13 protein-coding genes, 5 tRNA genes and 3 rRNA genes are annotated in these 21043 nt (G+C 53.5%); 20 read left to right on the top strand and 1 reads right to left on the bottom strand.

Annotated elements, in window-relative coordinates; translation table 11 throughout:
- The first annotated feature begins 24 nt into the window (after nucleotides 1–24).
- From trkH to birA, 8 genes are all read left to right on the top strand, one after another.
- A complete protein-coding gene (gene trkH, locus AC6I8P_RS18255; protein ID WP_021506935.1) occupies nucleotides 25–1476 on the top strand; it encodes a Trk system potassium transporter TrkH in 1452 nt (483 codons plus the stop codon).
- Nucleotides 1477–1493: 17 nt separating this feature from the next.
- The gene (gene hemG, locus AC6I8P_RS18250; RefSeq protein WP_058781596.1) at nucleotides 1494–2042 is read left to right on the top strand and encodes a menaquinone-dependent protoporphyrinogen IX dehydrogenase; all 549 of its coding nucleotides are present in this window, start codon (nucleotides 1494–1496) and stop codon (nucleotides 2040–2042) included.
- Nucleotides 2043–2438: 396 nt separating this feature from the next.
- A 16S ribosomal RNA gene (locus AC6I8P_RS18245) occupies nucleotides 2439–3980 on the top strand.
- An 88-nt stretch (nucleotides 3981–4068) separates the two neighbouring features.
- A tRNA-Glu gene (locus AC6I8P_RS18240) sits at nucleotides 4069–4143 on the top strand.
- 215 nt (nucleotides 4144–4358) lie between these two features.
- Nucleotides 4359–7263, top strand: a 23S ribosomal RNA gene (locus AC6I8P_RS18235).
- Nucleotides 7264–7459: 196 nt separating this feature from the next.
- Nucleotides 7460–7575 (top strand): 5S ribosomal RNA (gene rrf / locus AC6I8P_RS18230).
- The 16S, 23S and 5S rRNA genes sit together here with 1 tRNA gene alongside, the layout of an rRNA operon.
- 150 nt (nucleotides 7576–7725) lie before the next feature.
- Nucleotides 7726–8763 carry a UDP-N-acetylmuramate dehydrogenase gene (gene murB, locus AC6I8P_RS18225; RefSeq protein WP_264249742.1) on the top strand — a complete coding sequence of 346 codons (1038 nt, stop codon included), beginning with the start codon at nucleotides 7726–7728 and terminating at the stop codon, nucleotides 8761–8763.
- Complete coding sequence (gene birA / locus AC6I8P_RS18220; RefSeq protein ID WP_498030854.1) at nucleotides 8760–9722, top strand: bifunctional biotin--[acetyl-CoA-carboxylase] ligase/biotin operon repressor BirA; 963 nt, start codon at nucleotides 8760–8762, stop codon at nucleotides 9720–9722. Before murB ends, birA begins: the two co-directional genes overlap by 4 nt.
- Nucleotides 9723–9775: 53 nt before the next feature.
- Here the strand turns inward: birA and coaA are convergent, their stop codons facing one another.
- Nucleotides 9776–10726, bottom strand: a complete 951-nt coding sequence (gene coaA, locus AC6I8P_RS18215; protein ID WP_058759911.1) for a type I pantothenate kinase — start codon at nucleotides 10724–10726, stop codon at nucleotides 9776–9778.
- 396 nt (nucleotides 10727–11122) lie between these two features.
- On the opposite strand from coaA, the gene AC6I8P_RS18210 reads away from it, so the two are divergent.
- From AC6I8P_RS18210 to rpoB, 12 genes are all read left to right on the top strand, one after another.
- Nucleotides 11123–11198: transfer RNA gene (locus AC6I8P_RS18210), tRNA-Thr, on the top strand.
- Between the two features lie 7 nt (nucleotides 11199–11205).
- Nucleotides 11206–11290 (top strand) — tRNA-Tyr (locus AC6I8P_RS18205).
- A gap of 189 nt (nucleotides 11291–11479) precedes the next feature.
- Nucleotides 11480–11554: transfer RNA gene (locus AC6I8P_RS18200), tRNA-Gly, on the top strand.
- A 5-nt stretch (nucleotides 11555–11559) separates the two neighbouring features.
- Nucleotides 11560–11635: transfer RNA gene (locus tag AC6I8P_RS18195), tRNA-Thr, on the top strand.
- A gap of 106 nt (nucleotides 11636–11741) precedes the next feature.
- Nucleotides 11742–12926: an elongation factor Tu gene (gene tuf / locus AC6I8P_RS18190; protein WP_022547082.1), complete on the top strand. Its 1185-nt coding sequence runs from the start codon at nucleotides 11742–11744 to the stop codon at nucleotides 12924–12926.
- 227 nt (nucleotides 12927–13153) lie between these two features.
- Nucleotides 13154–13537: a preprotein translocase subunit SecE gene (gene secE / locus AC6I8P_RS18185; RefSeq protein ID WP_021508209.1), complete on the top strand. Its 384-nt coding sequence runs from the start codon at nucleotides 13154–13156 to the stop codon at nucleotides 13535–13537.
- Between the two features lies 1 nt (nucleotide 13538).
- Nucleotides 13539–14084, top strand: a complete 546-nt coding sequence (gene nusG, locus AC6I8P_RS18180) for a transcription termination/antitermination protein NusG (protein WP_010616908.1) — start codon at nucleotides 13539–13541, stop codon at nucleotides 14082–14084.
- A 147-nt stretch (nucleotides 14085–14231) separates the two neighbouring features.
- Complete coding sequence (gene rplK, locus AC6I8P_RS18175) at nucleotides 14232–14660, top strand: 50S ribosomal protein L11 (protein ID WP_013507401.1); 429 nt, start codon at nucleotides 14232–14234, stop codon at nucleotides 14658–14660.
- 3 nt (nucleotides 14661–14663) lie between these two features.
- On the top strand, nucleotides 14664–15368 hold the full coding sequence (gene rplA / locus AC6I8P_RS18170; RefSeq protein WP_021508208.1) for a 50S ribosomal protein L1: 705 nt from the start codon (nucleotides 14664–14666) through the stop codon (nucleotides 15366–15368).
- Nucleotides 15369–15715: 347 nt separating this feature from the next.
- Entirely contained in the window at nucleotides 15716–16213 is a 498-nt protein-coding gene (rplJ, locus tag AC6I8P_RS18165; protein ID WP_021508207.1) for a 50S ribosomal protein L10, read from the top strand.
- Between the two features lie 66 nt (nucleotides 16214–16279).
- Nucleotides 16280–16645: a 50S ribosomal protein L7/L12 gene (rplL, locus tag AC6I8P_RS18160; protein ID WP_021508206.1), complete on the top strand. Its 366-nt coding sequence runs from the start codon at nucleotides 16280–16282 to the stop codon at nucleotides 16643–16645.
- 326 nt (nucleotides 16646–16971) lie between these two features.
- A complete protein-coding gene (rpoB, locus tag AC6I8P_RS18155; protein ID WP_021508205.1) occupies nucleotides 16972–21000 on the top strand; it encodes a DNA-directed RNA polymerase subunit beta in 4029 nt (1342 codons plus the stop codon).
- Nucleotides 21001–21043 lie beyond the last annotated feature (43 nt).

The raw sequence follows: 21043 nt of genomic DNA, 5'->3' as shown, positions 1-21043 counted from the left end.
CATCTGTTTAAAGGAAACGGCTGAATGCATTTTCGCGCCATTACCCGCATCGTGGGCCTGCTGGTGATTCTGTTCTCGGTAACCATGATCCTGCCTGGCTTAGTGGCCCTGATTTATCGCGACGGTGCCGGGCGCGCGTTCAGTCAGACGTTTATGATGGCGATCGTCATCGGTTCGCTGCTGTGGTGGCCCAACCGCAAACAAAAAAGTGAGCTGAAACCGCGTGAAGGCTTTCTGATTGTGGTGCTGTTCTGGACCGTGCTGGGCAGCGTGGGGGCAATGCCGTTTATCTTCGCCGAGCAGCCACATCTGTCGGTGACCGACGCCTTCTTCGAATCGTTCTCTGGCTTAACCACCACCGGTGCCACTACGTTAGTAGGGCTCGACTCGCTGCCCAAAGCGATTCTGTTCTATCGCCAGATGCTGCAGTGGCTTGGCGGCATGGGGATCATCGTGCTGGCGGTGGCCATTCTGCCGATTCTTGGCGTCGGTGGTATGCAGCTGTATCGCGCCGAAATGCCGGGGCCGCTGAAAGATAACAAAATGCGCCCGCGGATTGCCGAAACGGCGAAAACCCTGTGGCTGATTTATGTGCTGCTGACGGTGGCCTGTGCGTTGGCGCTGTGGCTGGCGGGCATGCCGATGTTTGATGCTATCGGCCACAGCTTCTCGACCATCGCCATCGGCGGTTTTTCTACCCATGATGCCAGCATCGGCTACTTCAATAGCCCGACCATTAATACCATCGTGGCGATTTTCCTGCTGATCTCCGGCTGTAACTACGGCCTGCACTTCTCGTTGCTCAGCGGGCGAAACCTGAAAGTCTACTGGCGCGATCCGGAATTCCGCATGTTCATTGGCGTGCAGCTGACGCTGGTGCTGATTTGTACCCTGGTGCTGTGGTTCCATAATGTCTATTCCAGCGGCTGGCAAACCCTCAATCAGGCGTTTTTCCAGGTGGTATCGATGGCGACGACGGCGGGCTTTACCACCGACAGTATTGCGCGCTGGCCGCTGTTCCTGCCGGTGCTGCTGCTGTGTTCAGCCTTTATTGGCGGTATGGCGGGTTCGACCGGCGGTGGCCTGAAGGTGATTCGTATTCTGCTGCTGTGTAAGCAAGGGTCGCGCGAACTGAAACGCCTGGTGCATCCCAATGCGGTCTATACCATTAAGCTGGGGAACCGTGCGCTGCCGGAACGTATTCTCGAAGCGGTGTGGGGCTTTTTCTCGGCTTACGCGCTGGTGTTTCTGGTCAGCATGCTGGCGATTATCGCCACCGGCGTGGATGACTTCTCGGCCTTCGCCGCGGTGGCGGCGACGCTGAACAACCTTGGCCCGGGGCTGGGTGTGGTGGCAGATAACTTCACGTCGATGAATGATGTCGCCAAGTGGATTTTAATCTCCACCATGCTGTTTGGACGCCTTGAAGTGTTCACGCTGCTGGTGCTGTTCACGCCTACCTTCTGGCGCGAATAATAAAACAGGAATGAGTGATGAAAGCGTTAATTCTTTATTCCAGCCGTGACGGGCAAACCCGTGAAATCGCGGCGCGTATTGCCCGCACGCTGACACCGCAGCAGTTGTGTGATGTGCTGGATCTGGCGCAGGCACCGCAGGTGGAGTGGGCACAGTATGATCGCGTGCTGATTGGCGCCTCGATTCGCTATGGTCACTTCCAGCCCGAGCTGATGAAATTCGTCACGCAACATAAGGCGGCACTGCAGCAGCGCGTCAGCGGCTTTTTCAGCGTCAATCTTACTGCGCGCAAAGCTGATAAGTGCACGCCGGAAACCAATGCCTATACGCGTAAGTTCCTGGCGCAGTCACCGTGGCAACCGGATCGCTGTGCGGTGTTTGCCGGTGCGCTGCGCTATCCACGCTATCGCTGGTTCGATCGCATCATGATTCAGTTCATTATGCGTATGACCGGCGGCGAAACGGATACATCGAAGGAAGTTGAATACACCGACTGGGAGAAAGTCACGCGTTTTGCCCAGGATTTCGCACAGTTACCAGGCAAATTGCCGCAAAATAACGCGTAGTGGTGAAATTTAGGCCGAACGATCATTTTTTTGCAATAAACCCTTGTCAGCCAGAATTAACGCCCTATAATGCGCCACCACTGAGACGGCAAAGCGGCAACGCAGGCGGCTCAGCAGGGCGTGAAGTGATTCACCCCGCCGGAGAAAAACGCTGAAAAAAGTGTTTGACTCTGAAGGAGGAAAGCGTAATATACGCCACCTCGCGACAGCAGGCCGAACGCCGCGTCGCACCGCTCTTTAACAATTTATCAGACAATCTGTGTGGGCACTCGCAGGATTGATATCACAAGCCTACGGGCTTTAAAAAATATCAAGTCTTTGCTGAGTGAACACGTAATTCATTACGAAGTTTAATTCACAGAGCATCGCTGCACTCGTTGCAGCAAATCAAACTTTAAATTGAAGAGTTTGATCATGGCTCAGATTGAACGCTGGCGGCAGGCCTAACACATGCAAGTCGAACGGCAGCACAGAAGAGCTTGCTCTTTGGGTGGCGAGTGGCGGACGGGTGAGTAATGTCTGGGAAACTGCCCGATGGAGGGGGATAACTACTGGAAACGGTAGCTAATACCGCATAACGTCGCAAGACCAAAGTGGGGGACCTTCGGGCCTCACACCATCGGATGTGCCCAGATGGGATTAGCTAGTAGGTGGGGTAATGGCTCACCTAGGCGACGATCCCTAGCTGGTCTGAGAGGATGACCAGCCACACTGGAACTGAGACACGGTCCAGACTCCTACGGGAGGCAGCAGTGGGGAATATTGCACAATGGGCGCAAGCCTGATGCAGCCATGCCGCGTGTATGAAGAAGGCCTTCGGGTTGTAAAGTACTTTCAGCGGGGAGGAAGGCGGTGAGGTTAATAACCTTGCCGATTGACGTTACCCGCAGAAGAAGCACCGGCTAACTCCGTGCCAGCAGCCGCGGTAATACGGAGGGTGCAAGCGTTAATCGGAATTACTGGGCGTAAAGCGCACGCAGGCGGTCTGTTAAGTCAGATGTGAAATCCCCGGGCTTAACCTGGGAACTGCATTTGAAACTGGCAGGCTTGAGTCTCGTAGAGGGGGGTAGAATTCCAGGTGTAGCGGTGAAATGCGTAGAGATCTGGAGGAATACCGGTGGCGAAGGCGGCCCCCTGGACGAAGACTGACGCTCAGGTGCGAAAGCGTGGGGAGCAAACAGGATTAGATACCCTGGTAGTCCACGCCGTAAACGATGTCGACTTGGAGGTTGTGCCCTTGAGGCGTGGCTTCCGGAGCTAACGCGTTAAGTCGACCGCCTGGGGAGTACGGCCGCAAGGTTAAAACTCAAATGAATTGACGGGGGCCCGCACAAGCGGTGGAGCATGTGGTTTAATTCGATGCAACGCGAAGAACCTTACCTGGCCTTGACATCCAGAGAACTTAGCAGAGATGCTTTGGTGCCTTCGGGAACTCTGAGACAGGTGCTGCATGGCTGTCGTCAGCTCGTGTTGTGAAATGTTGGGTTAAGTCCCGCAACGAGCGCAACCCTTATCCTTTGTTGCCAGCGGCTCGGCCGGGAACTCAAAGGAGACTGCCGGTGATAAACCGGAGGAAGGTGGGGATGACGTCAAGTCATCATGGCCCTTACGGCCAGGGCTACACACGTGCTACAATGGCGCATACAAAGAGAAGCGACCTCGCGAGAGCAAGCGGACCTCATAAAGTGCGTCGTAGTCCGGATTGGAGTCTGCAACTCGACTCCATGAAGTCGGAATCGCTAGTAATCGTAGATCAGAATGCTACGGTGAATACGTTCCCGGGCCTTGTACACACCGCCCGTCACACCATGGGAGTGGGTTGCAAAAGAAGTAGGTAGCTTAACCTTCGGGAGGGCGCTTACCACTTTGTGATTCATGACTGGGGTGAAGTCGTAACAAGGTAACCGTAGGGGAACCTGCGGTTGGATCACCTCCTTACCTGAAGATACCTTCCCGCGAAGTGCTCACACAGATTGTCTGATAGAAAAGTAACGAGCAGGACGGCTGCGAAGTCGTGACACTTTGTGTCCCCTTCGTCTAGCGGTTAGGACTCCGCCCTTTCACGGCGGCAACAGGGGTTCGAATCCCCTAGGGGACGCCACTGCTTGGTGACAGGTGAAAGGTGTCTCCACAGAATATCTCAAAACTGACGGTAACGTCGTGTTTGAGATATTGCTCTTTAACAATCCGGAACAAGCTGAAAATTTGAAACGACGCGTCGCGTTCATTTCTCCGTAATAAGAAATGAATCACGATGCGTTCGGGTCTCTCAAATGCTTGCAGTCCGCAGCGTTGCAAAACGCCTGTGGGTTGTGAGGTTAAGCGACTAAGCGTACACGGTGGATGCCCTGGCAGTCAGAGGCGATGAAGGACGTGCTAATCTGCGAAAAGCGACGGTAAGGTGATATGAACCGCTACAGCCGTCGATGTCCGAATGGGGAAACCCGGTGCACTCTGTGCATCATCGTTTGATGAATACATAGTCAAACGAGGCGAACCGGGGGAACTGAAACATCTAAGTACCCCGAGGAAAAGAAATCAACCGAGATTCCCCCAGTAGCGGCGAGCGAACGGGGAGCAGCCCAGGACCTGAATCAGCTTGTGCATCAGTGGAAGCGTCTGGAAAGTCGCGCGATACCGGGTGACAGCCCCGTACACGAAGATGCATGAGCTGTGAGTCCGACGAGTAGGGCGGGACACGTGGTATCCTGTCTGAACATGGGGGGACCATCCTCCAAGGCTAAATACTCCTGACTGACCGATAGTGAACCAGTACCGTGAGGGAAAGGCGAAAAGAACCCCGGCGAGGGGAGTGAAACAGAACCTGAAACCGTGTACGTACAAGCAGTGGGAGCCTACCTGTTAGGTGACTGCGTACCTTTTGTATAATGGGTCAGCGACTTATATTCTGTAGCAAGGTTAACCGCATAGGGGAGCCGAAGGGAAACCGAGTCTTAATTGGGCGTTAAGTTGCAGGGTATAGACCCGAAACCCGGTGATCTAGCCATGGGCAGGTTGAAGGTTGGGTAACACTAACTGGAGGACCGAACCGACTAATGTTGAAAAATTAGCGGATGACTTGTGGCTGGGGGTGAAAGGCCAATCAAACCGGGAGATAGCTGGTTCTCCCCGAAAGCTATTTAGGTAGCGCCTCGTGAACTCATCTCCGGGGGTAGAGCACTGTTTCGGCTAGGGGGCCATCCCGGCTTACCAACCCGATGCAAACTGCGAATACCGGAGAATGTTATCACGGGAGACACACGGCGGGTGCTAACGTCCGTCGTGAAGAGGGAAACAACCCAGACCGCCAGCTAAGGTCCCAAAGTCATGGTTAAGTGGGAAACGATGTGGGAAGGCACAGACAGCCAGGATGTTGGCTTAGAAGCAGCCATCATTTAAAGAAAGCGTAATAGCTCACTGGTCGAGTCGGCCTGCGCGGAAGATGTAACGGGGCTAAACCATGCACCGAAGCTGCGGCAGCGACACTATGTGTTGTTGGGTAGGGGAGCGTTCTGTAAGCCGCTGAAGGTGTGCTGTGAGGCATGCTGGAGGTATCAGAAGTGCGAATGCTGACATAAGTAACGATAAAGCGGGTGAAAAGCCCGCTCGCCGGAAGACCAAGGGTTCCTGTCCAACGTTAATCGGGGCAGGGTGAGTCGACCCCTAAGGCGAGGCTGAAAAGCGTAGTCGATGGGAAACAGGTTAATATTCCTGTACTTGGTGTTACTGCGAAGGGGGGACGGAGAAGGCTAGGTTATCCGGGCGACGGTTGTCCCGGTTTAAGCGTGCAGGTGTGAAGACCAGGCAAATCCGGTCTTCTTTAACACTGAGGCGTGACGACGAGCCGCCACGGCGGTGAAGTAACTGATGCCCTGCTTCCAGGAAAAGCCTCTAAGCTCCAGGTAACACGAAATCGTACCCCAAACCGACACAGGTGGTCAGGTAGAGAATACCAAGGCGCTTGAGAGAACTCGGGTGAAGGAACTAGGCAAAATGGTGCCGTAACTTCGGGAGAAGGCACGCTGGCGCGTAGGTGAGGGGACTTGCTCCCGGAGCCGAGGCCAGTCGAAGATACCAGCTGGCTGCAACTGTTTATTAAAAACACAGCACTGTGCAAACACGAAAGTGGACGTATACGGTGTGACGCCTGCCCGGTGCCGGAAGGTTAATTGATGGGGTTATCCGCAAGGAGAAGCTCTTGATCGAAGCCCCGGTAAACGGCGGCCGTAACTATAACGGTCCTAAGGTAGCGAAATTCCTTGTCGGGTAAGTTCCGACCTGCACGAATGGCGTAATGATGGCCAGGCTGTCTCCACCCGAGACTCAGTGAAATTGAAATCGCTGTGAAGATGCAGTGTACCCGCGGCAAGACGGAAAGACCCCGTGAACCTTTACTATAGCTTGACACTGAACATTGAGCCTTGATGTGTAGGATAGGTGGGAGGCTTTGAAGCGCGGACGCCAGTCTGCGTGGAGCCAACCTTGAAATACCACCCTTTAATGTTTGATGTTCTAACGTAGGCCCGTGATCCGGGCTGCGGACAGTGTCTGGTGGGTAGTTTGACTGGGGCGGTCTCCTCCCAAAGCGTAACGGAGGAGCACGAAGGTTGGCTAATCCTGGTCGGACATCAGGAGGTTAGTGCAATGGCATAAGCCAGCTTGACTGCGAGAGTGACGGCTCGAGCAGGTGCGAAAGCAGGTCATAGTGATCCGGTGGTTCTGAATGGAAGGGCCATCGCTCAACGGATAAAAGGTACTCCGGGGATAACAGGCTGATACCGCCCAAGAGTTCATATCGACGGCGGTGTTTGGCACCTCGATGTCGGCTCATCACATCCTGGGGCTGAAGTAGGTCCCAAGGGTACGGCTGTTCGCCGTTTAAAGTGGTACGCGAGCTGGGTTTAGAACGTCGTGAGACAGTTCGGTCCCTATCTGCCGTGGGCGCTGGAGAATTGAGGGGGGTTGCTCCTAGTACGAGAGGACCGGAGTGAACGCACCGCTGGTGTTCGGGTTGTCATGCCAATGGCACTGCCCGGTAGCTAAGTGCGGAAGAGATAAGTGCTGAAAGCATCTAAGCACGAAACTTGCCCCGAGATGAGTTCTCCCTGACCCTTTAAGGGTCCTGAAGGGACGTTGAAGACGACGACGTTGATAGGCCGGGTGTGTAAGCGCAGCGATGCGTTGAGCTAACCGGTACTAATGACCCGTGAGGCTTAACCTTACAACGCCAGAGGCGTTTTGGTCTGAGAGACAGAAGAATTTTCAGCTTTGTTCACCGGATTACGTCCAGTGGATTTTGTGCTGTGACAGGGCGGCACGCGAGACGACGTGAAGGAGCATACACGAGTATGTGACTGAGCGGCGCGAGCGGGGCAACGCAGTCAGAGCGCGAAAGACGCGGACGAAAACAGAATTTGCCTGGCGGCAACAGCGCGGTGGTCCCACCTGACCCCATGCCGAACTCAGAAGTGAAACGCCGTAGCGCCGATGGTAGTGTGGGGCCTCCCCATGCGAGAGTAGGGAACTGCCAGGCATCAAACCAGTAAAGAAGCCCCGGACGAGTGTCCGGGGCTTTTTTACGTCCGTACTCCGGCAAATTTCCCGCTAAAAACGCGAAAACTCCCCACTGTAAAACCGTGCAATCGGGTAAACTACGGCCAGATTAATCAGTAAAGGCCGTAACATGTCCAGCCCTCAGACTTCCCTGAAAGCGTTCAACACACTGGGTCTTGCAATCGCGGCTGAAAAGCTTGTTGTTGCGGATAGCGCAGAAGCCATTTCCTCTGCCTGGCACGCCAGCCAGCAAAATAATCAGCCGTTTATGGTGCTTGGCGAGGGCAGTAACGTCCTGTTCCTCGAAGATTTTGCCGGCTGCGTGGTGATAAACGCGATTAAAGGCATTACCCTGGAAGAGCACGACGAAGCCTGGCATCTGCACGTTGGTGCAGGCGAAAACTGGCATCAGTTGGTTGAGCACACTTTAAAGAAAGGCCTCACCGGGCTGGAAAATCTGGCGCTGATTCCGGGCGTGACGGGATCGGCACCCATCCAGAACATTGGCGCTTACGGTGTTGAATTTAAAGATATTTGCCAGTACGTCGAAGTGTTACACCTGCCGGATAGCACAGTCACGCGTCTGCACCGTGATGAGTGCCAGTTTGGCTATCGCGACAGCATCTTCAAACACGCGATGAAGCACGACTATGTGATTGTGGCCGTCGGGCTGCGTCTGGCCAAGCAGTGGAAACCGGTGCTGAGCTATGGCGATTTGGCGAAGCTCAATCCCGCCACCGTATGCGCGTGGGACGTATTCAATGCGGTGTGCCATATGCGACAAAGTAAGCTGCCCGATCCGCGCATAACAGGCAATGTAGGCAGTTTCTTTAAAAACCCCCTGATTTCCGCTCAGCAGGCAGAGGCATTGCTCACGCACTATCCTGCTATGCCGCACTATCCACAGCACAGTGGTGAGGTCAAGCTGGCCGCGGGCTGGCTGATCGATCAGTGTGCGTTGAAAGGCTATCGTCTTGGCGGCGCTGCGGTGCATCGTCAGCAGGCACTGGTACTGATCAATGAAGACAATGCCACACCGCAGGATATTGTCGTCCTGGCCCATCATGTGCGTCAGGAGGTGGGGAAAAAATTTGCCGTGTGGCTGGAGCCTGAGGTGCGGTTTATTGGCGCGCAGGGCGAGCGTAACGCCGTCGAGGTGATTTCATGAAAGATCAAAGCGTTCCGTTAAAACTGGTCGCCCTGCTGGCCGATGGCGAATTTCACTCTGGTGAACAGTTGGGTGAAGCGCTCGGTATGAGCCGCGCTGCCGTGAATAAACATATTCAGACGCTGAAAAGCTGGGGCCTCGATGTCTACACCGTGACAGGGAAAGGTTACAGCCTGCCAGCGCCGATTCAGTTGCTGAATGAAGAGGCGATACTGGCGCATCTGCATCAGGCGGATCTGGCGGTGATTCCGGTTATTGACTCAACGAATCAGTATTTACTCGATCGCATGGACCAGCTGAACTCCGGCTATGCGTGCATCGCGGAATATCAACAGGCCGGGCGCGGCCGGCGCGGACGGAAATGGTTCTCGCCGTTTGGCGCCAATCTCTACATGTCCATGTACTGGCGACTGGAGCAGGGACCAGCTGCGGCAATGGGCCTGAGCCTGGTGATTGGTATCGTGATGGCAGAGGTTATCCAGTCACTGGGCGCGGCAGACGTCCGCGTTAAGTGGCCAAATGATCTCTATCTGCAGGATCGTAAACTGGCGGGTATTCTGGTTGAGCTCACCGGTAAAACCGGCGATGCGGCGCAAATTGTGATGGGCGCGGGGATCAACCTGGTGATGCGGGGCGAAGGCACGGCGGAAATCAATCAGGGTTGGATCAATCTGCAGGAAGCCGGCATCGAGATCAATCGTAACGAACTCGCCGCCAGGATGATAAACCGTCTGCGTGAAGCTTTACCTCTATTTGAACGGGATGGGCTGGCGCCGTTTGTCGGCCGCTGGGAAGCGCTGGATAACTTTATCCATCGTCCGGTGAAACTGCTGATTGGCGATCGTGAAGTGCATGGCATTGCGCGCGGAATTGATAAGCAGGGCGGTTTATTGCTGGAACAGGATGGTGAGATTAAATCCTGGGTCGGTGGCGAGATCTCATTACGTCCCGCTAATTAACACAGTAAACAGTGACGCATTAAACGCCCTGATAAAGCAGGGCGTTTTTAATACTATTTTCGTAACCGCACGCTTTGCACGGCATGATCCGCAGACTTGGTCATGATCAGGCTGGCCCGCTCTCGCGTAGGTAAGATGTTTTCTTTTAAATTCAGCCAGTTAATCTCTTTCCATAACCCACGTGCAATACTCTCTGCTTCCTCTTCAGGCAGCTGAGAATAGTGGTGGAAATAAGAGTCCGGATCGCTGAAGGCACCTTCGCGGAATTTAAGAAAGCGATTAACGTACCAGCGCTCTAATAAATTTTCTGGCGCATCAACATATATTGAAAAGTCGACGAAATCTGAGACAAATACATGATGCGGATCGTGCGGATAATCCATACCGCTCTGCAGGACGTTCAGCCCTTCCAGAATCAGGATGTCCGGCTGCTGCACCACCTTATCGCCATCCGGGATGACATCGTAAATCAGGTGTGAATACACCGGTGCGGTGACCTGACTGGCGCCCGATTTCAAATCCGATACGAACTTCACCAGTCGATGCATATCATACGACTGCGGGAAGCCTTTCTTCTTCATCAGGCCGCGCTCTTTCAGCACCGCATTAGGGTGCAAAAAGCCATCGGTGGTGATGAGTTCCACCTTACGGTGTTCGGGCCAGCGGCTAAGCAGCGCCTGTAGCACGCGGGCGGTGGTGCTTTTACCGACGGCGACACTGCCGGCAATACTGATAATGTAAGGGATCTTCTGGCCATTGGTGCCAAGGAACTGCTCCAGCACCGCCTGACGGCGCAGATTTGAACTGATATAGAAGTTCAGCAGACGTGATAGCGGCAGATAGATCTCGGCAACTTCTTCCAGCGAAAGATCTTCATTGATACCGCGCAGCCGTTCAATTTCACTGGCGGCCAGCGTCATCGGTACAGAATCTCGCAGCGCAGCCCACTGCTGGCGATCAAACTGCAGGTAGGGCGTCGTCAGTGGCGTCGTTTTTTTACTCATAAGCATGCATCTGACCGCAAATTCTGGCTCATCAACACCTTGCAGCAACAGGCATACAGCGATGTGTCGAACTCAGTTGCACGTCACAGGGGTAATTTAACGAGAACAATGGGCAGGAGGGTAACACCAGTGTGACTTTAAAAAGAAGTAAAATGATAAACCTGAGCACGCTTTCGTAAGCAGGCCCGCATTTTTATGATCACAGTATGAGGCTAACGCGGTATTAAAGAATAATCAGGCTGTGGGCTGGCGGAAAAACACACCATGTTTGCTGCTTTTTGCTGCACTGGCGGGGCGTTTTGCGAGGATTTGCACAAATAGTAAGCGGTAGTGCAAATTTAGCAATTTTTTTGTTGCATCCTGAACCCGGTCTTCCTAGAATGCGCGTCACTTGATGCCGGCTTAGCTCAGTTGGTAGAGCAACTGACTTGTAATCAGTAGGTCACCAGTTCGATTCCGGTAGCCGGCACCATCAAGTAGGTGGGATTCCCGAGCGGCCAAAGGGAGCAGACTGTAAATCTGCCGTCACAGACTTCGAAGGTTCGAATCCTTCTCCCACCACCATCTCAACCTCTCGGTTGAGCGTCAGATAAAGGCTTATCTGATGGGTGAGTTCAACTCTCTCACCTTCGAATTCAGATTGCGCAGTAGCGTGATCACCGTCAGTCAGAAACTCTGACTGGCTCGAATAATAGAAGGTCTTCTTTTATTATTCATAAGCTACAGAAAGAACAGGTAGCCGAGTTCCAGGATGCGGGCATCGTATAATGGCTATTACCTCAGCCTTCCAAGCTGATGATGCGGGTTCGATTCCCGCTGCCCGCTCCAGATGTGCTGATATGGCTCAGTTGGTAGAGCGCACCCTTGGTAAGGGTGAGGTCCCCAGTTCGACTCTGGGTATCAGCACCACTTCCTTTATCTCTCTCCTGATTCTCTCTCTGTAAAACTAACATCAGGTTTTGCCTGGTTAATGTGACGATATCTTTGATATATCCGTGTCTTAGAGGGACAAGCGATGGCTAAAGAGCAATTTCAACGTAACAAACTGCACGTAAACGTGGGCACCATCGGTCACGTCGACCACGGTAAAACCACTCTGACTGCGGCAATCACCACCGTTCTGGCAAAAACCTACGGCGGCCAGGCACGTGCATTCGATCAGATCGATAACGCGCCAGAAGAGAAGGCTCGTGGTATCACCATCAACACCTCTCACGTTGAATATGAAACCCCGACCCGTCACTACGCACACGTTGACTGCCCAGGCCACGCCGACTATGTGAAAAACATGATCACTGGTGCTGCGCAGATGGACGGCGCGATCCTGGTTGTTGCTGCGACTGATGGCCCAATGCCTCAGACCCGTGAGCACATCCTGCTGGGCCGTCAGGTTGGCGTTCCTTACATCATCGTGTTCCTGAACAAGTGCGACATGGTTGATGACGAAGAGCTGCTGGAACTGGTTGAGATGGAAGTGCGTGACCTGCTGTCTGCTTACGACTTCCCTGGCGACGATACCCCAATCGTACGCGGTTCTGCGCTGAAAGCGCTGGAAGGCGACGCTGAGTGGGAAGCGAAAATCGTTGAGCTGGCTGAGCACCTGGATAACTACATCCCGGATCCAGTCCGTGCTATCGACCTGCCGTTCCTGCTGCCTATCGAAGACGTATTCTCAATCTCTGGCCGTGGTACCGTTGTTACCGGTCGTGTTGAGCGCGGCATCGTGAAAGTGGGCGACGAAGTAGAAATCGTAGGTATCAAAGCGACTGCCAAGTCTACCTGTACCGGTGTTGAAATGTTCCGCAAACTGCTGGACCAGGGTCAGGCAGGCGAGAACTGTGGTGTTCTGCTGCGCGGTATCAAGCGTGAAGAGATCCAGCGTGGTCAGGTTCTGGCTAAGCCAGGTACCATCAAGCCACACACCCAGTTCGAGTCAGAAGTTTACGTTCTGTCTAAAGACGAAGGCGGCCGTCATACTCCGTTCTTCAAAGGCTACCGTCCACAGTTCTACTTCCGTACCACTGACGTAACCGGTTCAGTAGAGCTGCCAGAAGGCGTTGAGATGGTAATGCCAGGCGACAACATCAAAATGGTTGTTACCCTGATCCATCCAATCGCAATGGACGAAGGTCTGCGTTTCGCAATCCGCGAAGGCGGCCGTACCGTTGGCGCGGGCGTTGTTGCTAAAGTTATCGCGTAATAGCGATAATATTTGACGCAATGCACACGGAAAGGGCATCATTTGATGCCCTTTTTGTACGCTGTTAACCAGAACCTGGCTCATCAGTGATTTTCGATCATAATCATTGCTGAGACAGGCTCTGTATTACGGCGCTGGATACCGAGTTATGCCCAAAAGCGCATTCGGTTTGGATGCCTCGCTCTGCGGGGCAGAATAGTTTCTGAATTATTGTGGCAGGTTGGTTTATGAGTGCGAATACCGAAGCTCAAGGGAGCGGGCGCGGCCTGGAAGCGGTAAAGTGGGTAGTTGTGATCGCATTGCTGCTGGTAGCAATCGTCGGTAACTACCTGTATCGCGATGTGACACTGCCTTTACGCGCGCTGGCTGTCGTGGTGTTGATCGCTGCGGCGGGCGGCATTGCGTTGCTGACCACCAAAGGCAAAGCAACCGTGGCTTTTGCACGTGAAGCAAGAACCGAAATGCGTAAGGTCATCTGGCCAACTCGCCAGGAAACATTGCACACCACGTTAATCGTTGCCGCGGTCACTGCCGTGATGTCACTGATTTTGTGGGGGCTGGATGGTATTCTGGTCCGTCTGGTATCGTTTATCACTGGCCTGAGGTTCTGAGATGTCTGAAGCTCCAAAAAAACGCTGGTACGTCGTTCAGGCGTTTTCCGGTTTTGAAGCCCGCGTAGCCAAGTCGCTGCAAGAGCATATCAAACTGCACAACATGGAAGAACTGTTTGGCGAAGTCATGGTGCCGACTGAAGAAGTCGTGGAAATCCGTGGCGGCCAGCGTCGCAAAAGCGAACGCAAATTCTTCCCTGGTTACGTACTGGTCCAGATGGTGATGAATGACGCCAGCTGGCACTTAGTGCGCAGTGTACCGCGTGTAATGGGCTTCATTGGTGGTACCTCTGACCGTCCGGCACCGATCAGTGATAAAGAAGTGGATGCGATCATGAACCGCCTGCAGCAGGTGGGTGATAAGCCGCGTCCGAAAACGCTGTTCGAGCCAGGCGAGATGGTGCGTGTCAACGACGGCCCGTTTGCCGACTTCAATGGTGTGGTCGAAGAAGTGGATTACGAGAAGAGCCGCCTGAAGGTTTCTGTTTCTATCTTCGGCCGTGCAACGCCGGTAGAACTCGACTTTGCTCAGGTGGAGAAAGGCTAAGCCTTTTGTTCACTTTTTAGCTCTTGCGGAAGGCGCGAAATTTACCTATAATTTCGCGCCTTTTGTTTTTATGCGCTGGCAACAGCGTGTAAATCGTTATCACGGGGAGCCTGTTCGCCAGGCGCTATACCCAATAGAGGAAATATCATGGCCAAGAAAGTACAAGCCTACGTCAAGCTGCAGGTTGCAGCTGGTATGGCTAACCCGAGCCCACCAGTTGGTCCGGCTCTGGGTCAGCAGGGTGTTAACATCATGGAATTCTGTAAAGCGTTCAACGCCAAAACAGAATCACTGGAAAAAGGTCTGCCGACTCCAGTAGTTATCACCGTATACAGCGACCGTTCTTTCACCTTCGTTACCAAAACGCCTCCGGCTGCCGTTCTGCTGAAAAAAGCAGCAGGCATCAAGTCTGGTTCTGGTAAGCCGAACAAAGATAAAGTCGGTAAAGTAACTCGTGCTCAGGTACGTGAAATCGCAGAAACCAAAGCTGCGGACATGACTGGTGCTGACGTAGAAGCGATGACTCGCTCTATCGAAGGTACTGCTCGTTCCATGGGCCTGGTAGTGGAGGACTAAGAAATGGCTAAGCTGACCAAGCGCATGCGCGTGATCCGTGACAAAGTTGATGCGACTAAACAGTATGACATCAACGAAGCTGTTGCTCTGCTGAAAGAACTGGCTACCGCTAAATTCGTAGAGAGCGTGGACGTTGCTGTTAACCTCGGCATCGATGCACGTAAATCTGACCAGAACGTACGCGGTGCGACCGTTCTGCCACACGGTACTGGTCGTTCAGTACGTGTTGCCGTCTTTACCCAGGGCGCAAACGCTGAAGCTGCTAAAGCAGCTGGCGCTGAGCTGGTAGGTATGGAAGACCTGGCTGATCAGATCAAGAAAGGCGAAATGAACTTTGACGTTGTTATTGCTTCTCCGGATGCAATGCGCGTTGTTGGCCAGCTGGGCCAGGTTCTGGGCCCACGTGGTCTGATGCCAAACCCGAAAGTTGGTACCGTAACTCCTAACGTTGCTGAAGCTGTGAAAAACGCTAAAGCGGGTCAGGTTCGTTACCGTAACGACAAAAACGGCATCATCCACACCACCATTGGTAAAGTGGACTTCGATGCTGACAAACTGAAAGAAAACCTGGAATCTCTGCTGGTTGCGCTGAAAAAAGCTAAACCTGCTCAGGCGAAAGGCGTGTACATCAAGAAAGTCAGCATTTCTACCACCATGGGCGCCGGCGTTGCCGTTGACCAGGCTGGTCTGAACGCAGCAGCAAACTAATTGCTGCTTGTAACGGGCGAAAAATTCATCTAGAATCTTACGCCCGTTGTTCTGGTTGATCCGTCAATTCAGAACCCAAATTCATAGTCGCGGAGTGCACAGGTCTAAACACCTTGTCATTCAGCGACTAAGGTTGGAGCCAGGCCTGATCCTGGCCTCCGTCCAAGACCGCAGGAGCAGAACCTCTTCGGAAGTGATGCTTAATATCCTGCGTAGACGGTGACAGAACCAAAAAGAATTTTTTCTTCACTGGATTCTGCTCACCGTGTAACGCGCTTACGGCCTTCGGGTGTGTAAGTGAAGTGAGTTCCGGGAAATTTTCCCGGTCAAATCCAGGAGCAAAGCTAATGGCATTAAATCTTCAAGGCAAACAAGCAATTGTTGCTGAAGTTAGCGAAGTAGCCAAAGGCGCGCTTTCAGCGGTTGTTGCGGATTCCCGTGGCGTTACCGTTGATAAAATGACTGAACTGCGTAAAGCAGGTCGTGAAGCTGGCGTCTACATGCGTGTTGTTCGTAACACCCTGCTGCGCCGCGTCGTTGAAGGTACTCCATTCGAGTGCCTGAAAGACACGTTTGTTGGTCCGACCCTGATTGCATACTCTATGGAACACCCGGGCGCTGCTGCTCGTCTGTTCAAAGAGTTCGCGAAAGCGAATGCAAACTTTGAGGTCAAAGCTGCAGCCTTTGAAGGTGAGCTGATCCCGGCGGCACAAATTGACCGTCTGGCAACGCTGCCGACTTACGAAGAAGCACTGGCACGTCTGATGTCGACCATGAAAGAAGCTGCTGCTGGCAAGCTGGTCCGCACTCTGGCTGCTGTTCGCGACGCGAAAGAAGCGGCTTAAGGCCAGATTCTTTTTCTTCGTACTTGCTAACGTATAAACTTTTACTGATTCTTAGGAACAATTGTCATGTCTATCACTAAAGATCAAATCCTGGAAGCCGTTGCAGCTATGTCCGTAATGGAAGTAGTTGAGCTGGTTTCTGCTATGGAAGAAAAATTCGGCGTTTCTGCTGCTGCTGCTGTCGCTGTTGCTGCTGGCCCGGCTGAAGCTGTTGAAGAGAAAACTGAATTCGACGTTATCCTGAAAGCTGCTGGCGCGAACAAAGTTGCTGTAATCAAAGCCGTTCGTGGCGCAACTGGTCTGGGCCTGAAAGAAGCTAAAGACCTGGTTGAAGCTGCTCCAGCTGCAATCAAAGAAGGCATCAGCAAAGACGACGCAGCTGCACTTGAAGCTGCTCTGAAAGAAGCTGGCGCTGAAGTTGAAGTTAAGTAAGACAACCCTCGGGTTGCAGTCTGCGTAAACAGACTGATGGCTGGTGACTTTTTGGTCACCAGCCTTTTTGCGCTACAGGGGAACGATGGCGTTTCGCACTGTTTGTCCATTGTTCCTCTTCAATATCTTTTTCTATCGACGACTTAATATACCGCTTTCCTGTGAGGGTTCCCTGCCTGCGCAACGGCGATGAAATGATTTAAGAGTGATAGAAAGATGTATTGCATGGGGTGCCGCGCATCGCATGAAAAACAAAATAGTGTTGCATGAACTGTCCCTTCAGGACGGACAGCGTGGGTCGACTTGTCAGCTAGCTGAGGAACCCTATGGTTTACTCCTATACCGAGAAAAAACGTATTCGTAAGGATTTTGGTAAACGTCCACAAGTACTGGATGTGCCTTATCTCCTTTCTATCCAGCTTGACTCGTTCCAGAAGTTTATCGAGCAAGATCCAGAAGGCCAGTACGGTCTGGAAGCAGCCTTCCGTTCCGTGTTCCCAATCGCGAGCTACAGCGGCAACTCTGAGTTGCAGTATGTCAGCTACCGTCTGGGTGAGCCGGTGTTTGACGTGACAGAATGTCAGATCCGTGGCGTGACGTACTCCGCACCGCTGCGCGTTAAACTGCGTCTGGTGATCTACGAGCGCGAAGCGCCGGAAGGCACCGTAAAAGACATCAAAGAACAAGAAGTGTACATGGGCGAAATTCCGCTCATGACCGACAACGGTACCTTTGTCATCAACGGTACTGAGCGTGTTATCGTTTCTCAGCTGCATCGTAGTCCTGGCGTATTCTTTGACAGCGATAAGGGTAAAACGCACTCTTCCGGTAAAGTGCTGTATAACGCACGTATCATCCCTTACCGCGGTTCATGGCTCGACTTCGAGTTTGACCCGAAAGACAACCTGTTCGTCCGTATTGACCGTCGTCGTAAGCTGCCGGCCAGTATCATCCTGCGCGCGCTGGATTACACCACTGAGCAGATTCTCGATCTGTTCTTCGAAAAAGTGGTGTTTGAAATCCGCGACAACAAGCTGCAGATGGAACTGGTGCCTGAGCGCCTGCGTGGTGAAACCGCCTCCTTCGATATCGAAGCCAACGGCACGGTCTACGTTGAGAAAGGTCGTCGCATTACTGCGCGCCACATCCGTCAGCTGGAAAAAGACAACATTCAGCACATCGAAGTGCCGGTCGAGTACATCGCGGGCAAAGTGGTCGCAAAAGATTACATCGATCTGAACACCGGTGAGCTGATCGTGCCGGCGAACATGGAGCTGTCACTGGATCTGCTGGCGAAACTGAGCCAGTCCGGTCACAAGCGCATCGAAACCCTGTTCACCAACGACCTGGATCACGGCCCGTACATTTCTGAGACGCTGCGCGTTGACCCAACCAACGATCGCCTGAGCGCGCTGGTTGAGATCTACCGCATGATGCGTCCTGGCGAGCCGCCAACGCGTGAAGCCGCAGAAAACCTGTTCGAGAACCTGTTCTTCTCTGAAGATCGTTACGATCTGTCGGCCGTTGGCCGCATGAAGTTCAACCGTTCTCTGCTGCGTGACGAGATCGAAGGTTCCGGTATCCTGAGCAAAGACGACATCATCGAAGTGATGAAGAAGCTCATCGGTATCCGTAACGGTATTGGCGAAGTGGATGATATCGACCACCTCGGCAACCGTCGTATCCGTTCTGTCGGCGAAATGGCGGAAAACCAGTTCCGCGTTGGCCTGGTGCGCGTAGAGCGCGCTGTGAAAGAGCGTCTGTCTCTGGGCGACCTCGACACGCTGATGCCACAGGACATGATCAACGCCAAGCCAATTTCGGCCGCGGTGAAAGAGTTCTTTGGTTCCAGCCAGCTGTCCCAGTTTATGGACCAGAACAACCCGCTGTCTGAGATTACGCACAAACGTCGTATCTCTGCTCTGGGCCCAGGCGGTCTGACCCGTGAACGCGCCGGCTTCGAAGTGCGTGACGTACACCCGACTCACTACGGTCGCGTATGTCCAATCGAAACCCCGGAAGGTCCGAACATCGGTCTGATCAACTCACTCTCTGTTTACGCGCAGACTAACGAATACGGCTTCCTCGAAACGCCGTACCGCCGCGTGGTTGACGGTAAAGTGAGTGATGAAATTCATTACCTCTCTGCTATCGAAGAGGGTAACTACGTTATCGCTCAGGCGAACACCAACCTCGCCGATGACGGCAGCTTTGTTGACGATCTCGTCACCTGCCGTAGCAAAGGTGAATCGAGCCTGTTCAGCCGCGATCAGGTTGACTACATGGACGTTTCCACTCAGCAGGTGGTTTCTGTCGGTGCGTCCCTGATTCCATTCCTGGAGCACGATGATGCTAACCGCGCCCTGATGGGTGCGAACATGCAACGTCAGGCTGTACCTACCCTGCGTGCTGACAAGCCGCTGGTTGGTACCGGTATGGAACGTGCTGTTGCGGTCGACTCCGGTGTAACTGCCGTCGCGAAACGTGGTGGTACCGTGCAGTACGTCGATGCGTCACGTATCGTTATCAAAGTTAACGAAGACGAGATGTATCCGGGCGAAGCAGGTATCGACATCTACAACCTGACCAAGTACACCCGTTCTAACCAGAACACCTGCATCAACCAGATGCCGTGTGTTTCTCTGGGTGAACCTATCGAGCGTGGCGACGTGCTGGCTGACGGCCCGTCTACCGACCTCGGTGAGCTGGCGCTGGGTCAGAACATGCGCGTGGCGTTCATGCCATGGAACGGTTACAACTTCGAAGACTCCATCCTCGTTTCTGAGCGTGTTGTGCAGGAAGATCGTTTCACCACCATCCACATTCAGGAACTGGCTTGTGTGTCGCGTGACACCAAACTGGGGCCGGAAGAGATCACCGCTGACATCCCGAACGTGGGTGAAGCTGCGCTCTCCAAACTGGATGAATCCGGCATCGTGTATATCGGTGCGGAAGTGACCGGTGGCGACATTCTGGTAGGCAAGGTGACGCCGAAAGGTGAAACCCAGCTGACGCCAGAAGAGAAACTGCTGCGTGCAATCTTCGGTGAAAAAGCCTCTGACGTGAAAGACTCGTCACTGCGCGTGCCGAACGGCGTTTCCGGTACGGTTATCGACGTACAGGTCTTCACCCGCGATGGCGTGGAAAAAGACAAGCGCGCGCTGGAAATCGAAGAGATGCAGCTGAAGCAGGCGAAAAAAGACCTGTCTGAAGAACTGCAGATCCTCGAAGCGGGCCTGTTCAGCCGTATCCAGGCCGTCCTGATTTCAGGTGGCGTGGAAGCGGAGAAACTGGACAAGCTGCCACGTGAGCGCTGGCTGGAACTCGGTCTGACCGACGAAGAGAAGCAGAACGCGCTGGAGCAGCTGGCTGAGCAGTATGACGAGCTGAAGCACGAGTTTGAGAAGAAACTCGAAGCGAAGCGTCGCAAGATCACCCAGGGCGACGATCTGGCACCGGGCGTGCTGAAAATCGTCAAGGTGTATCTGGCCGTTAAGCGTCAGATTCAGCCTGGTGACAAAATGGCGGGTCGTCACGGTAACAAAGGTGTTATCTCCAAGATCAACCCAATCGAAGACATGCCATACGATGAGAACGGTACGCCGGTCGACATCGTACTGAACCCGCTGGGCGTACCATCGCGTATGAACATCGGTCAGATTCTGGAAACCCACCTGGGTATGGCGGCGAAAGGCATTGGTGAGAAGATCAATGCGATGCTGAAGAAGCAGGAAGAAGTCGCCAAACTGCGTGAGTTTATCCAGCGTGCTTACGATCTGGGCACCGATGTGCGTCAGAAAGTTGACCTGAACACCTTCTCGGACGATGAAGTGCTGCGTCTGGCAGAGAACCTGAAAAAAGGTATGCCAATCGCGACGCCAGTGTTCGACGGTGCGAAAGAGAGCGAAATCAAAGAGCTGCTGCAGCTCGGCGGTCTGCCTTCTTCCGGTCAGATCACCCTGTTCGACGGCCGTACCGGTGAGCAGTTTGAGCGTCAGGTAACCGTAGGTTACATGTACATGCTGAAACTGAACCACCTGGTCGACGACAAGATGCACGCCCGTTCTACCGGCTCTTACAGCCTGGTTACGCAGCAGCCGCTGGGTGGTAAGGCGCAGTTCGGTGGTCAGCGCTTCGGTGAGATGGAAGTGTGGGCACTGGAAGCATACGGTGCCGCGTATACCCTGCAGGAAATGCTTACCGTTAAGTCTGATGACGTCAACGGCCGTACCAAGATGTATAAAAACATCGTTGACGGCAACCATCAGATGGAACCGGGCATGCCGGAATCCTTCAACGTACTGTTGAAAGAGATTCGCTCGCTGGGTATCAACATCGAGCTGGAAGACGAGTAAGCACTCGCAAGTACTGGTTATGGGACGCGCCTGGCGCGTCCCT

The organism is gamma proteobacterium symbiont of Lampromicra miyakona (assembly GCF_059730895.1).
Note: the sequence above shows the minus strand (reverse complement) of the source record. Positions and strands in the feature narration are given on the sequence as shown.

Excerpts from the sequence above, each read along its gene's own strand:
- trkH (WP_021506935.1), top strand. The coding sequence starts at position 25 with ATGCATTTTCGCGCCATTACCCGCATCGTGGGCCTGCTGGTGATTCTG.
- hemG (WP_058781596.1), top strand. The coding sequence starts at position 1,494 with ATGAAAGCGTTAATTCTTTATTCCAGCCGTGACGGGCAAACCCGTGAA.
- murB (WP_264249742.1), top strand. The coding sequence starts at position 7,726 with ATGTCCAGCCCTCAGACTTCCCTGAAAGCGTTCAACACACTGGGTCTT.
- birA (WP_498030854.1), top strand. The coding sequence starts at position 8,760 with ATGAAAGATCAAAGCGTTCCGTTAAAACTGGTCGCCCTGCTGGCCGAT.
- coaA (WP_058759911.1), bottom strand. The coding sequence starts at position 10,726 with ATGAGTAAAAAAACGACGCCACTGACGACGCCCTACCTGCAGTTTGAT.
- tuf (WP_022547082.1), top strand. The coding sequence starts at position 11,742 with ATGGCTAAAGAGCAATTTCAACGTAACAAACTGCACGTAAACGTGGGC.
- secE (WP_021508209.1), top strand. The coding sequence starts at position 13,154 with ATGAGTGCGAATACCGAAGCTCAAGGGAGCGGGCGCGGCCTGGAAGCG.
- nusG (WP_010616908.1), top strand. The coding sequence starts at position 13,539 with ATGTCTGAAGCTCCAAAAAAACGCTGGTACGTCGTTCAGGCGTTTTCC.
- rplK (WP_013507401.1), top strand. The coding sequence starts at position 14,232 with ATGGCCAAGAAAGTACAAGCCTACGTCAAGCTGCAGGTTGCAGCTGGT.
- rplA (WP_021508208.1), top strand. The coding sequence starts at position 14,664 with ATGGCTAAGCTGACCAAGCGCATGCGCGTGATCCGTGACAAAGTTGAT.
- rplJ (WP_021508207.1), top strand. The coding sequence starts at position 15,716 with ATGGCATTAAATCTTCAAGGCAAACAAGCAATTGTTGCTGAAGTTAGC.
- rplL (WP_021508206.1), top strand. The coding sequence starts at position 16,280 with ATGTCTATCACTAAAGATCAAATCCTGGAAGCCGTTGCAGCTATGTCC.
- rpoB (WP_021508205.1), top strand. The coding sequence starts at position 16,972 with ATGGTTTACTCCTATACCGAGAAAAAACGTATTCGTAAGGATTTTGGT.